The organism is Actinomadura sp. B10D3 (genome assembly GCF_039871695.1).
GTDB classification, from domain to species: domain Bacteria; phylum Actinomycetota; class Actinomycetes; order Streptosporangiales; family Streptosporangiaceae; genus Spirillospora; species Spirillospora madurae.
In genome coordinates this window covers 82,521-94,640 of record NZ_JBDPLY010000007.1, presented here as the reverse complement: position 1 = coordinate 94,640, position 12,120 = coordinate 82,521, and the positions used below count along the sequence as shown (strand labels likewise).

The 12,120-nt window shown below is 74.2% G+C and carries 12 protein-coding genes; 3 read left to right on the top strand and 9 right to left on the bottom strand.

Going from position 1 to position 12,120, the window contains the following annotated elements:
* Positions 1-30: 30 nt before the first annotated feature.
* Positions 31-684, top strand: coding sequence for a Uma2 family endonuclease (locus ABGB11_RS13975; protein WP_347632605.1), 654 nt, complete (start codon positions 31-33; stop codon positions 682-684).
* A gap of 33 nt (positions 685-717) precedes the next feature.
* Here ABGB11_RS13975 and bioB read toward each other — a convergent pair whose 3' ends face one another.
* Together bioB and bioD are read right to left on the bottom strand one after the other, a co-directional pair.
* Positions 718-1,722, bottom strand: coding sequence for a biotin synthase BioB (gene bioB / locus ABGB11_RS13970; RefSeq protein ID WP_347632603.1), 1,005 nt, complete (start codon positions 1,720-1,722; stop codon positions 718-720).
* Positions 1,719-2,450, bottom strand: a complete 732-nt coding sequence (gene bioD / locus ABGB11_RS13965; RefSeq protein WP_347632602.1) for a dethiobiotin synthase — start codon at positions 2,448-2,450, stop codon at positions 1,719-1,721. The genes bioB and bioD overlap by 4 nt, the downstream gene beginning before the upstream one ends.
* 102 nt (positions 2,451-2,552) lie before the next feature.
* Between bioD and ABGB11_RS13960 the strand changes: the two genes are divergently transcribed.
* Positions 2,553-3,329: a hypothetical protein gene (locus ABGB11_RS13960; protein WP_347632601.1), complete on the top strand. Its 777-nt coding sequence runs from the start codon at positions 2,553-2,555 to the stop codon at positions 3,327-3,329.
* Positions 3,330-3,381: 52 nt separating this feature from the next.
* A complete protein-coding gene (locus ABGB11_RS13955; RefSeq protein ID WP_347632599.1) occupies positions 3,382-5,043 on the top strand; it encodes an acetolactate synthase in 1,662 nt (553 codons plus the stop codon).
* Positions 5,044-5,058: 15 nt separating this feature from the next.
* On the opposite strand, the gene ABGB11_RS13950 is transcribed toward ABGB11_RS13955, so the two are convergent.
* The 7 genes from ABGB11_RS13950 to ABGB11_RS13920 form a co-directional block, all read right to left on the bottom strand.
* Complete coding sequence (locus ABGB11_RS13950; protein WP_347632597.1) at positions 5,059-5,259, bottom strand: hypothetical protein; 201 nt, start codon at positions 5,257-5,259, stop codon at positions 5,059-5,061.
* 9 nt (positions 5,260-5,268) lie between these two features.
* Positions 5,269-6,615, bottom strand: a complete 1,347-nt coding sequence (locus ABGB11_RS13945; protein ID WP_347632595.1) for a biotin carboxylase N-terminal domain-containing protein — start codon at positions 6,613-6,615, stop codon at positions 5,269-5,271.
* Between the two features lie 69 nt (positions 6,616-6,684).
* Complete coding sequence (locus ABGB11_RS13940; RefSeq protein ID WP_347632593.1) at positions 6,685-7,506, bottom strand: hypothetical protein; 822 nt, start codon at positions 7,504-7,506, stop codon at positions 6,685-6,687.
* Between the two features lie 89 nt (positions 7,507-7,595).
* Positions 7,596-8,366: an XdhC family protein gene (locus tag ABGB11_RS13935; protein WP_347632591.1), complete on the bottom strand. Its 771-nt coding sequence runs from the start codon at positions 8,364-8,366 to the stop codon at positions 7,596-7,598.
* On the bottom strand, positions 8,366-10,750 hold the full coding sequence (locus ABGB11_RS13930; RefSeq protein ID WP_347632589.1) for an aerobic carbon-monoxide dehydrogenase large subunit: 2,385 nt from the start codon (positions 10,748-10,750) through the stop codon (positions 8,366-8,368). The genes ABGB11_RS13935 and ABGB11_RS13930 overlap by 1 nt, the downstream gene beginning before the upstream one ends.
* The gene (locus tag ABGB11_RS13925) at positions 10,747-11,223 is read right to left on the bottom strand and encodes a (2Fe-2S)-binding protein (RefSeq protein WP_347632587.1); all 477 of its coding nucleotides are present in this window, start codon (positions 11,221-11,223) and stop codon (positions 10,747-10,749) included. The genes ABGB11_RS13930 and ABGB11_RS13925 overlap by 4 nt, the downstream gene beginning before the upstream one ends.
* The gene (locus ABGB11_RS13920) at positions 11,220-12,086 is read right to left on the bottom strand and encodes a xanthine dehydrogenase family protein subunit M (RefSeq protein ID WP_347632585.1); all 867 of its coding nucleotides are present in this window, start codon (positions 12,084-12,086) and stop codon (positions 11,220-11,222) included. Before ABGB11_RS13920 ends, ABGB11_RS13925 begins: the two co-directional genes overlap by 4 nt.
* Positions 12,087-12,120: the final 34 nt, after the last annotated feature.

The following is a 12,120-nucleotide window of genomic DNA, read 5'->3' as shown; positions in this document are numbered from 1 at the left end:
GAGCAGATCGTGAGGGAGGAGTCACACGGCGTGAAGGTCCTGACAGAAGAAGAAGTGTCGCTGTTGCCCGATACCCCCTACAACCTGTGGGTCCGCGGCGACCTCGATGACTACGTCGACGCCCCCGAAGGATCCCGAGTCGAGGTCATCGGAGGGAAGGTCGTAGTGTCCCCGCCGCCGGGTTTCCCGCACAACACCATCGTGGGCGACATCAACTACGCACTGATCCGCGGCCACGTGCTCCAGCCCGGTTTCACCTGGAGGACCGACAGCGGGACAGGGATGTCGCTCGTCGGCGTCGGCGACGGATACGTCCCGGACCTGATGGTCATAGAGCAGGACGTGTACCTGGCCGCGCGGCGCGCGGGTGTGCGGACGCTGGTTCCGGACCAGGTCGAACTGGTCGTGGAGGTCACCTCCCGCAGCAACGCGAAGAACGACCGGCAGCCGACCGGGAAGCGCGGCAGCAACAAGTGGAACGGCTACGCCAGGGCCGAGATCCCGTACTACCTGCTGGTCGACCGCTCCCCGAAGGTCGCGCAAGCCATCCTGTACAGCATCCCGGACCAACCCCTAGGCGCATACCTGCACCAGGAAGCCTGGGACTTCGGCGACCCCATCCACCTCCCCGAGCCGTTCAACATCGACATAGACACCACAGAGTGGAAACCATGGGACGCCTGAGTGCCAGCGGGAGGCACCGGGAGCGGCTCCGGCCTAGAGGGTCTGGGTCAGGGCCTTGATGGGCATCTGGAGGTCGGTCAGGAGGTCCAGGTCCTTCTGGGCGGGGCGGCCGAGGGTGGTGAGGTAGTTGCCGACGATGATGGCGTTGATGCCGCCGAGCATGCCGTCGCGGGTGCCGAGGTCGCCGAGGGTGAGCTCGCGGCCTCCGGCGTAGCGGAGGATCGTGCGGGGCAGGGCGAGCCGGAACGCGGCGATCGTCTTCAGCGCCTCCGTGCCCTCGACCAGGGGGCGGTCGGCGAACGGGGTGCCGGGCCGGGGCGCGAGGAAGTTCAGCGGGACCTCGTCGGGCTCCAGTTCGGCGAGCTGCGCGGCGAACTCGGCGCGCTGCTCGATGGACTCGCCCATGCCGACGATGCCGCCGCAGCACACCTCCATGCCGGCGTCCTTGACCATGCGGAGGGTGTCCCAGCGCTCCTCCCACGTGTGGGTGGTGACCACGCTGGGGAAGTGGGAGCGGGCCGTCTCCAGGTTGTGGTTGTAGCGGTGGACGCCCATCGCGGCCAGCTCGTCCACCTGCTCCTGGGTGAGCATGCCGAGCGAGCACGCGATGTTGATCTCGACGGCGTCGTTGATCGCCTTGACGCCCTCGCGGACCTGGGCCATGAGCCGCTCGTCCGGGCCGCGGACGGCGGCGACGATGCAGAACTCGGTCGCGCCGGTCTTCGCGGTCTCCCGCGCCGCCTCGACCAGGTCCGGGATGTTCAGCCACACCGACCGGACCGGCGACTCGAACGTGCCGGACTGCGAGCAGAAGTGGCAGTCCTCCGGGCAGCCGCCCGTCTTCAGCGACACGATGCCCTCGACCTCGACCTCCGGGCCGCACCAGCGCATCCGGACGTCGTGGGCGAGCGCGAGCAGGTCCTGCAGCCGGTCGTCCGGCAGGGTCAGCGCCTCCAGGACCTGCTCCCGGGACAGGCCCCGGCCTTCCTCCAGCACCTGGCGGCGGGCGATATCGAGGATGTCGAGGATGTCGGTCACGTGTTCTCCTTGTCGGGGCCGAAGCGGTCGCGGAACGCGGCGGCGTCGAAGCCGCCGCCGAACGAGGGGGCCAGGCCGCGGTGCGCGACCGGCAGGAACTCCGCCGGGTCCAGGGCGCCCGCGCCCGCGGGCAGCGCGCCCGACAGCGGGCGGGCCGCGATGGTCTCCAGGTCGCGGATGTTGCTGCGCATGGCGAGGTCCGGGTCGTCCGGCCAGGCGCCGACCACCACCCCGGCGAGCTGCACGCCGCGGTGCGCCATCGCCTCCAGGGTGAGCGCGGTGTGGTTGAGGGTGCCGAGGTCCGGACGGGCCACCACGACGACGGCGGCGCCGAGCCAGCGCGCGAGGTCCGCGATCGTCGTCCCCTCGTCGTCGTAGCGGACGAGCAGCCCGCCCGCGCCCTCCACCAGCACCAGCCGGCGGGTCTCCGCGAGGTCCCGGACGCGCTCGGCCACGTCCGCCAGCCGGACGGGCGGGACCCCGGCCCGGCGCGCGGCGGCGGCCGGGGACAGCGGGTCGGGGAACCGCGCGAACTCGTGCACGTCGTCCAGGCCGGCGAGGCGCCGCACCTCGTCCAGGTCGCCGGGATCCGCGTCGCCGGCGCCCGTCTGGCCGGGCTTGACGACGGCGACCGACGCGCCGCGGGCGGCGGCGACCGTGGCCAGGGCCGCGGTCACGACGGTCTTCCCCACGCCCGTGCAGGTCCCGGAGACAACGAGAACGCTCACAACGCGGCACCCTAGCGCGGGGCCCTGACCTCGCCCGTCGCCGGACCCCTCACTTTTCCGGCACGGGCGGAACCCGGGGCGGCGGCGGGGCGTCCAACCGTCATGGCCGGTCCGCACACACGCTCCCACCGGACGCCGGCACTCGCCTGCGCGGCCCTCGCGGCCTGCGCGACGCTCATCGCGTGCGGGGACGGCTCCGGCACCGCCGGGCCCTCGCCCTCGTCACCCGGCGCCTCGTCCCCCGCCAAGGACTCCCCCGCCGGTGAGCAGCTCGTCCTCCGGCGGCGGCAGACCGGGGGCTTCGCGGGCCTCGGCGGCCCGGGAAGCGTCCCCGAGTTCTCCCTCTACTCCACCGGACGCGCCGTCGCCTCCTCCCAGGGCAGGCTGACCGAGTACCGCCTGAAGCCGGACGCGCTCCGGCGGCTCCTGGACGAGGCCCGCGCCGCCGGACTCGGCCGCTCGCACACGGTCGGCTCCGACCGGATCGCGGACGCGATCATCACCGTGGTCGGCATGGGCGACGCGACGACCCGGATCATCCAGCCCGAGTCGCAGGCCGGGCCGGAGGCGCGGTTCCTGAAGAGGCTCGACCCGGCCGGCTGGCCCGCGGCCGACCAGGCCGCCAAGCCCCGCCCGTACGCGCCGGAGAAGACGGCCGTCCTCGCCGGACCGACCACGGGCGGCGGCACGGTCAAGACCTGGCCGCTGAAGCCGCTCGGCAAGGGCGCCCAGGTGGCGGGCGCCATCTGCACGCTGGCCCCGCCGAAGAAGATCCCCGAGACCGGGCCCGATATCGCCTGGCGCAGCGAGGGCGAGACCTACTCGGTCCGCCTCCGTCCCCTGCTCCCGGGCGAGTTGTCCTGCCAGGACCTCGCCTGACCGGAACCGCCGCCCCCTGGGCAGCCAAGCGACCGCTTGTTACGGTGCGTGCATGAGCGCTCGGCACGGCGGTGACACGGCCATCGCGGAGATCCGCAGGCACGGCGTCGACACGATGTTCACCCTCTCGGGCGGGCACGTGTTCCCGCTCTACGACGGGGGCGTCGGCGAGGACGGCGCCAGGACCGCCGACGGCGCCGACCCGCGGATCGTGGACGTCCGGCACGAGCAGACGGCCGTGTTCGCGGCGGAGGCGACGGCCCGGCTCACCCGCCGCACCGGGCTCGCCGTCCTGACGGCCGGGCCGGGCGTCACCAACGGCGTCAGCGGGATCACCACGGCCTGGTTCAACGGGTCCCCCGTCGTCGTCCTCGGCGGCCGGGCCCCGCTCGGGCGGTGGGGCTCGGGCGCGCTCCAGGAGCTCGACCAGCCGCCGATCCTCGCCCCGGTCACCAAGCTCGCGACGACCGCCGGCGGGCCGGACACGCTCGCCGACGACGTGGCCCGCGCCTTCGCGACGGCCGCCGCGCCGCACCGCGGCCCCGTCTTCCTCGACGTCCACATGGACCACCTCTTCGGCCCCGCCGGGCGGGACGGCGCGCGGCGGCCGGCCGAGCCGCCGGAGCGGCCCGCCGACCCCGACGCGCTCGCCCGCATCGCCGGGCTGCTCAAGGCGGCGCGGCGGCCCGTCCTCGTCCTCGGCTCGGACGTGTGGATGGACGGCGCCGAGGAGGCCGCCCGCGCGTTCGCCGAGGAGCTGCGGCTTCCGGTGGTCGCCAACGGGCAGGGCCGCGGAGTCCTGCCGGCCGGGCACGAGCTGCTCGTCACCCGCGCGCGGGGTACCGCGTTCGGCGACGCCGACCTCGTCATCGTCGCGGGGACGCCGCTGGACTTCCGCCTCGGCTACGGCTCGTTCGGCGACGGGACCGCCAAGGTCGTGCACCTCGCGGACGCGCCGTCGGCCCTCGCCGCCCACGTCCGGCCGGCCGCGGCCGCCGCGGGCGACCTGTCGCTCGTCTTCGCGGGCCTGGCCGCCGCCTGCGCGAAGGCCGGCGTCTCCCCCGCCGCCCACGCGCCCTGGCGCGACGGCCTGCGCGACGCGACCTGCGCCGCCATCGCCGAGGACGTCGACCTGCTCACCTCCGACGCCGACCCGGTTCACCCCCTGCGCGTCTACGGGGAGCTGTCGAAGCTCCTCGACGACGACGCCGTGGTGATCGGGGACGGCGGCGACTTCGTCTCCTACGCGGGCAGGTACGTCGAGCCGCGGCGGCCCGGCGGCTGGCTCGACCCGGGGCCGTACGGGTGCCTCGGCACCGGCCTCGGCTACGCGATCGCGGCCCGCCTCGCCCGGCCGTCCGCCCAGGTCGTGCTGCTGCTCGGCGACGGCGCCGCGGGGCTGTCCCTGATGGACGCCGACAGCCTGGTCCGGCACGGCCTGCCGGTCGTGATGATCGTGGGCAACAACGGTTCCTGGGGGCTGGAGAAGCACCCGATGCGGATGCTCTACGGCTACGACGTGGCCGCCGACCTCCAGCCGCACTGCCGCTACGACGAGGTGGTCCGCGCGCTCGGCGGCGCCGGCGAGCTGGTCACCCGCCCGGACGAGGTCGGCCCGGCGCTGCGGCGCGCGTTCGACTCCGGCGTCCCGTACCTGGTGAACGTCGCGACCGATCCCGAGGTGTCCTACCCCCGCAGGACCACCGGTGTGTGACCGGGTACCGGCGTTCTAGGACGCGCTCTGCAGCGCGCCGTGCCGCGAGCAGCGGGCCGTCCAGCCGAGCGGCGTGACCTGGACGGTCATGCGGCGGCGGCAGTGCGCGCAGTAGCGGGGCGGCTCCATCTCGCGGGCCGCGCGGCAGGACGCGTGGGCGCCCTCGGCGGCGGGCTCGCCGCAGCGGTCGCAGTACACGGGCTCGTCTCGGGGCACGTCGCCACTCTACGACGGGCCGCCGGCGCGCATGCGCCCGACGATGCCGGTGTCGTAGGTGCCGGCCGCGAACCCGGGGGCGTCGAGCAGCTCGCGCAGGAAGGGCAGGTTCGTGGGCGGGCCCTCGATCCGGAACGCGTCGAGGGCGGCCCTGGCGCGGGCGAGCGCGTGACCGCGGTCGTCGCCGTGGACGGTCAGCTTGGCGATCAGGGGGTGGTAGTGCGGGGTGACGGTGGTGCCCTCGGCGTACCCGGCGTCGATGCGGATGCCGTCTCCGGCGGGCTCCTCCCACACCTTGATCTCGCCGGAGCCGGGGCGGAACTCCCGTGGGTCCTCGGCGTGGACGCGGAACGCGACGGCGTGGCCGCGCGGCGCCGCGTCCGTGAACGAGACGGGCCCGCCGGCGGCGATGCGGAACTGCTGCTCGACGAGGTCGATGCCGGTGACCGTCTCGGTGACGACGTGCCCGGACGGCAGCCGGGTGCTCATCTCCAGGAACGCGAAGTCCTGCGCGGCGGGGTCGACGAGGAACTCGACGCTGCCGGCGCCCCGGTAGCCGACGGTCTCGCCGGCGCGGACGGCGGCGGCCAGCAGGCGGTCGCGGAGGGCGGGGGCGACGCCCGGCGACGGCGTCTCCTCGACGATCTTCTGGTACCGGCGCTGGACGGAGCAGTCGCGCTCGCCGAGCGCGAGGACCGTGCCGTCCGCGAGGCCGAGGATCTGCACCTCGATGTGCAGCGCGCCCGGGACGTACCGTTCCAGGAGCACCGCGCCGTGCCCGAAGACGCGCTCGGCGGTGGCGCGGGCCGTCTCGTAGGCGGCGCGCAGGCCCGCGGGGTCGTGCGCGACGGCCAGGCCGAGGCCGCCGTCGCCCGCCGCGGGCTTCACCATCACGGGGTAGCCGATGCGCTCGGCCTCCTCGGCCGCGCTGCCGGCGTCGGGGACCGGTTCCCAGCCGGCGGGCCCGACGGGGACGCCCGCCTCCCGCATCAGGTTCCGGGAGTTGATCTTGTCGCTCATCCGGGCGATGGCGAGCGGCGGCGGGCCGACCCAGACCAGGCCCCCGCCGGTGACCTGCCGGGCGAACACGGCGTTCTCGGCTAGGACGCCGTCGCCGGGGTGGATCGCCTGCGCGTTCGTCCGGCGCGCGGCCTCCAGGATCGCGGCGGCGTTGAGGTAGCTGCGGGACGGGTCGGCGGGCCCGATCAGCACGGCCTCGTCGGCCTCCGCGACGAACGGCAGCCCCTCGTCGGCGTCGGAGTGCACCGCGATGGCCTTGAGCCCCATCGCGCGGGCGGTCCGCACGATCCGTCCGGCGATCTCCCCGCGGTTCGCCACGAGCACGGACTCGAACACTTGCGGACACCCCTAGCGCGCCAGACGACCCGATCGGCGCGAGCCTAGCGGAGACCCCGGGGCGGCGTGCTACGAGAGGCCGAACAGGCCGGCGTCCACGACGGCCCTGCCGAAGGGGCGGGCCATTTCGGCGAGGCGCTCGCAGCCGTCCTCGCCCAGGGCGGCGTAGGCGGGGAGCGCGAGCTCGTCGGTGCGGTCCTCGATGCGCTGGCGGAAGGCCTCGCCCTCGGGCGTGAGGGATTCGCCGTCGAGCAGGCCGCGCCCGCGGAGGCTCTCGGCGGTCGCCTCCCATTCCTCGGCGGGCCACGCGCGGGTCGACGTCAGGAACTTCTTGGGCATGGTGCCGGTGGCCACGTGCAGGACGAGGGCCTCGACGGGGGTGACGCCCTCCGCGGTGAGGACGGCGATGTGCCCGTCCCCGCGGAACTCGCGCAGGAGGGTCTGCGCCCACCAGAGCTGGAGGATCGGCTCGTCCGGCCAGGGCAGCGCCGCGTGCGCGGCGTAGAGGGGCCTGCCCTGGGCGTGGTCGCCGGCGGCCTCGGCGGCGCGGCGGGCCAGGGAGAGGGTCTCCTCCAGCCCGGGGAGCCGGTCGACGCCGGCGCGGCGGAGGGCCGCGGCGGCCGCGTCCGCCCGGGCGTCGAGCACCTGCTCGGGGGACGTCTTCTCCCAGGCGCCGGGAAGGGCCGCGCGGACGACCTCGGGGTTGAAGTTGTAGAACGTCGCGATGACGATCTCGGCGGAGGCGCGCCCGAAGGCCGCCGCGCGGGACGCGAAGTAGGCGGTCCGGGCGTCCAGGCCGAGGGCGGCGTACCGCTCCGGCGCCTCCGGCACGAAGTAGATCATCGAATGGACCGGTTCCAGCCGCCGCCATGCCTGCCGTGCCGCTCGCATCCGCCGCCTCCGTCTCTCGCCGGGAGCCCGGACGGCAGGAATGTACCGACCGGTCGGAATGCGAACCTAATTCTAGTCGTGCGCGGCCGTCAACCTCCGTGGTGGCAGCACTCCCCCATCCCGGCCGGCGACGCCTCGACCGGGGCCACCGGCTCCGGAGGGCGGTCGGCGCGGGGACGCAGCGAGAGGATCTCCGCGAGCACCGACAGCGCGATCTCGGGGGCGGTGCGGGCGCCGATGTCCAGCCCCGCCGGGGTGTGGACCCGCTCGCCGCCCTCCAGGTCCGCGGTCACCGCGGTGCCCCGCTTCCGGCTGGCGATCAGGCCGATATAGGGGACGCCGGCGTCCAGCGCGGCCTGGAGGACGGCCTCCTCGTCGCGTCCGTGGGTGGCGACCACGACCGCCGCCGCGTCCGGCGACGGCGGGTCGGCCGCCGTGGACGGGCGGGCGTCGAACCCGGCGACCCGTCCCACCTCGGTCAGCGCACGCGCGACCGGCCCGTCGCCGTAGACGTTCATCAGCGCGGGCGGGATCACCGCTTCGAGGAACACGTCGACCGTCCCGCCGGACAGGCACGGGTTGCTCACCGTCACCATCCCTTCCAGTGGCGGGGCGTCCGCGCCGGGGGTGATGCGCAGCAGGGTCGACCGGCCCGACCTGAGCAGTTCGAGCGCCTGGTCGCGCACCGCCGACTCGGCGCAGTGGCCGCCGACGAACCCCTCCATCGTCCCGTCCGGCAGGACGAGCGCCCGGTCGCCGGTCTTCGCGCTCGTCGGGCGCTCCGCCCGCACGACCGTGGCGAGGACGTACGGCGTCCGCTCGCCGCGCAGGCGCTCCGCCAGTTCCGCGTTCTCGATCATCAGGGGATCGCCAGGTCCGTGCGGAAGGGCCGCCCCTGGATGACGCGCCAGACGTTCGCCGGGGTGAGCGGCATGTCGGCGTGCCGGACGCCGTAGGGCGCGAGCGCGTCCACGACCGCGTTGACGATCGCGGCGGGCGAGCCGACGGTCGCGGACTCGCCGACGCCCTTCGCGCCGAGCGGATGGTGCGGCGAGGGCGTGACGGTCTCGCCGAGCTCCCACGACGGGCACTCCATCGACGTGGGCAGCAGGTAGTCCATGAACGAGGCGCCGAGGTGGTTGCCGTCCTCGTCGAACGCCATGACCTGCATGAGCGCCATCCCGACGCCGTCGGCGAGCCCGCCGTGCACCTGCCCCTCGACGATCATCGGGTTGATCCGGACGCCGCAGTCGTCGACCGCGACGAACCGGCGGACGGTGACCTTGCCCGTGCCGGGGTCGACGTCCACGACCGCGATGTAGGCGCCGAACGGGTAGGTGAGGTTGGGCGGGTTGTAGACGGTCGTCGCGTCGAGATGCCCCTCGACCCCCTCCGGGAGTTCGAGGCTGCCGTGCGCGGCCATCGCGATCTCCTGGATGGTCGCCCCGGACGACGGGTCGCCGCGCACGTTCCAGCGCCCCGGCGTCCACTCCAGGTCCTCGGGGGCGGCCTCCAGCATCGCTCCCGCGACGATCCGGGCCCGCTCGCGCACCTTCCGCGCGACGACCGCCGTCGCCGCGCCGGACACGGGCGTCGACCGCGACCCGTAGGTGCCGAGGCCGAACGGCGTCTGGTCGGTGTCGCCGTGGACGACCTCGACGTCCTCCACCGGCATACCGAGTTCCTGCGCCACGATCTGCGCGAACGTCGTCTCGTGCCCCTGCCCCTGCGTCTGGACGGAGATGCGCAGCACCGCCTTCCCGGTCGGGTGGACGCGCAGCTCGGCGCCGTCGGCCATGCCGAGCCCGAGGATGTCCATGTGCTTGCGCGGCCCGGCGCCGACCGCCTCGGTGAAGAAGCTGATGCCGATGCCCATCAGCGGGCCGTCGCCCCGCTCGCGCCGGTCGGCCTGCTCGGCGCGCAGCTTGTCGTACCCGGCGATGTCCAGGGCCTTGCGCAGGGTGCGCGGGTAGTCGCCGGAGTCGTACTCCCAGCCGGTGGCCGTCGAGTACGGGAACTGCTCGGAGCGCAGCAGGTTGCGCAGCCGCAGCTCCGCCGGGTCGATGTCCAGCTCGGCGGCCAGCACGTCGATCATCCGCTCGACCAGGTAGGCGGCCTCGGTGATGCGGAACGAGCAGGCGTAGGCGACGCCGCCGGGCGCCTTGTTGGTGTAGACGCCGGTGACGGCGCAGTGCGCGGCCTCGATGTCGTAGGAGCCGGTGAACACGTGGAAGAACCCGGCCGGGAACTTGGTCGGCTGGGCGGTGCCGTTGAAGGCGCCGTGGTCGGCGAGCACCTTCACGCGCAGGCCGCGGATGCGCCCGTCCCGCGTCGCGGCGATCTCACCCCGCATGTGGTAGTCGCGGGCGAAGGAGGTCGTCATCAGGTTCTCCGACCGGTCCTCCATCCACTTGACCGGACGCCCGGTGACGATCGAGCCGACGATGGCGCACACGTAGCCCGGGTAGATGCCGACCTTGTTGCCGAAGCCGCCGCCGATGTCGGGCGAGACGACCCGGATCTTGTGCTCGGGCAGCCCGGCGACGAGCGCGTAGACGGTGCGGTGGGCGTGCGGGGCCTGGGTGGTGGTGTGGACGGTGAGCTTGCCGGTCACCCTGTCCATGTCCGCGACGATCCCGCACGTCTCCAGCGGCGCCGGATGGACCCGCGGGTAGAGGACGTCCTGGGCGACGACCACCTCGGCCCCGTCGAAGACGCGGGCGGCCTCGTCCGCGTCCCCGGCCTCCCAGTCGAAGATGCGGTTGCCGGTGCGCCCCTCCACGTCGTCGCGGATCAGCGGGGCGTCCTCGTCCAGTGCCCGGCGGGCGTCGATCACCGGGGGCAGGGCCTCGTAGTCGACGTCGATGAGCTCCAGCGCGTCCCGCGCCGCGTAGTGCGACTCGGCGACGACGAACGCGACCTCCTGGCCCTGGAACCGCACCTTGTCGGTGGCGAGGACCGCCTGCACGTCGCCGGACAGGGTCGGCATCCACGCGAGGTTCAGGCCGGCCAGCGTCTCGCCGGTGATCACGGCCCTGACCTGCGGGTGCGCCTCCGCCGCCGTGGTGTCGACGGAGACGAGCCGGGCGTGCGCGTGCGGGCTGCGCAGCACCGCCCCGTAGAGCATCCCCGGCAGTTTGATGTCGTCGACGTAGGTGCCCTTGCCGCGGATGAACCGGGCGTCCTCCTTGCGCGGCACCCTGCCGAACCCGCGGTGCCCGTTCTCGCTCGTGACCTGGCTCATGACGTCACTTCCCGGGAGGAGTGCTCGGCGGCCCAGCGGACGGACCGGACGATGTTCTCGTAGCCGGTGCACCGGCAGATCTGGCCCGACACCGCCTCGCGGATCTCCGCCTCGGTCGGGTCGGTGTTGTGGTCGAGGAGCCACCGCGACGTCATCAGCATCCCCGGCGTGCAGAACCCGCACTGGAGGCCGTGGCACTCGCTGAAGCCCCTCTGGACGGGGTCCAGCTCCCCGTCCCGCTCCAGGCCCTCCACGGTGCGGACCTCCTTGCCGGACGCCATCACCGCCAGGACCGTGCACGACTTCACCGGCACCCCGTCCAGCCACACGACGCAGGCGCCGCAGTTGGACGTGTCGCAGCCCCAGTGCGTCCCGGTGAGGTCCAGTTCGTCCCGCAGGAAGTGGACGAGCAGCATCCGCGGCTCGACGTCGCGGGTGTACGGCTGCCCGTTGACCGTCACGGTGATGTTCACGGCAGGCACCTCTCGTAGGCGCGGCGCAGCGCGCGGGTGGTCAGCTCCCCGGCCAGGTGGCGCTTGTAGTCGGCGGGTCCCCGCTGGTCGGACCCGGGGTCGCAGTGCTCGGCGGCCACCCGTCCCGCCTCGGCGAAGACCTCCTCGGACGGGACGGCGCCGCGCAGCACGTCCTCCGCCTCCGCGGCGGTGAAGTGCTCCGCCCGTACCACCGTCAGGCCGATCCCGGCCTCGGCGATCCGCCCGTCCGCCAGCCTCAGCACGGCGCCCGCGGCGGCGAGCGGCCAGTCCCCGACCCGCCGCTCGACCTTGACGTAGGCGCTTGACCCTCCGGGGCGGATCGGCACCCTCAGCTCCGTCAGCAGCTCGCCCGGCTCCACGACCGTCTCGTACGGGCCGGTGTGGAACTCCCGGACCGGCACCACGCGCTCCCCGCCCGGCCCGCGGATCACCGCCGACGCCCGGAGCGCGGCGAACGCCGCCGCCAGGTCCTCGGACGGGTCGGCCTGGCACAGCGAGCCGCCGACCGTCCCCCGGTTGCGCACCACCGGGTCGGCGATCACCCGTTCCGCGTCGTGCAGGATCGGGAAGTGCTCCCCCGCGACGGCGGAGGCCAGCAGCTCGGCGTGCCGGACGAGCGCGCCCACGCACAGGGCGTCGCCCTCGATCCGGATGCGGGCCAGCTCCGCCACGTCGTTGATGTCGACCAGGGCCTCGGGCTGCGCCAGGCGCAGCTTCATCATCGGGAGCAGGCTGTGGCCGCCCGCCAGCACCCTCGCATCGTCGCCGTGGCGCGCCAGCAGCGCCAGCGCCTCCTCGACGGTCGTCGCCTTCGCGTACTCGAAGTTCGCGGGAACCTGCACGGCGTCCCCCTCGGAGTAAGGATGTGACGGAATT

What these genes read in the sequence shown, in the direction of transcription:
- ABGB11_RS13960 (WP_347632601.1), top strand. Translation starts at nt 2,553, where the DNA reads ATGGCCGGTCCGCACACACGCTCCCACCGGACGCCGGCACTCGCCTGC.
- ABGB11_RS13955 (WP_347632599.1), top strand. Translation starts at nt 3,382, where the DNA reads ATGAGCGCTCGGCACGGCGGTGACACGGCCATCGCGGAGATCCGCAGG.
- ABGB11_RS13940 (WP_347632593.1), bottom strand. Translation starts at nt 7,506, where the DNA reads ATGCGAGCGGCACGGCAGGCATGGCGGCGGCTGGAACCGGTCCATTCG.
- ABGB11_RS13935 (WP_347632591.1), bottom strand. Translation starts at nt 8,366, where the DNA reads ATGATCGAGAACGCGGAACTGGCGGAGCGCCTGCGCGGCGAGCGGACG.
- ABGB11_RS13930 (WP_347632589.1), bottom strand. Translation starts at nt 10,750, where the DNA reads ATGAGCCAGGTCACGAGCGAGAACGGGCACCGCGGGTTCGGCAGGGTG.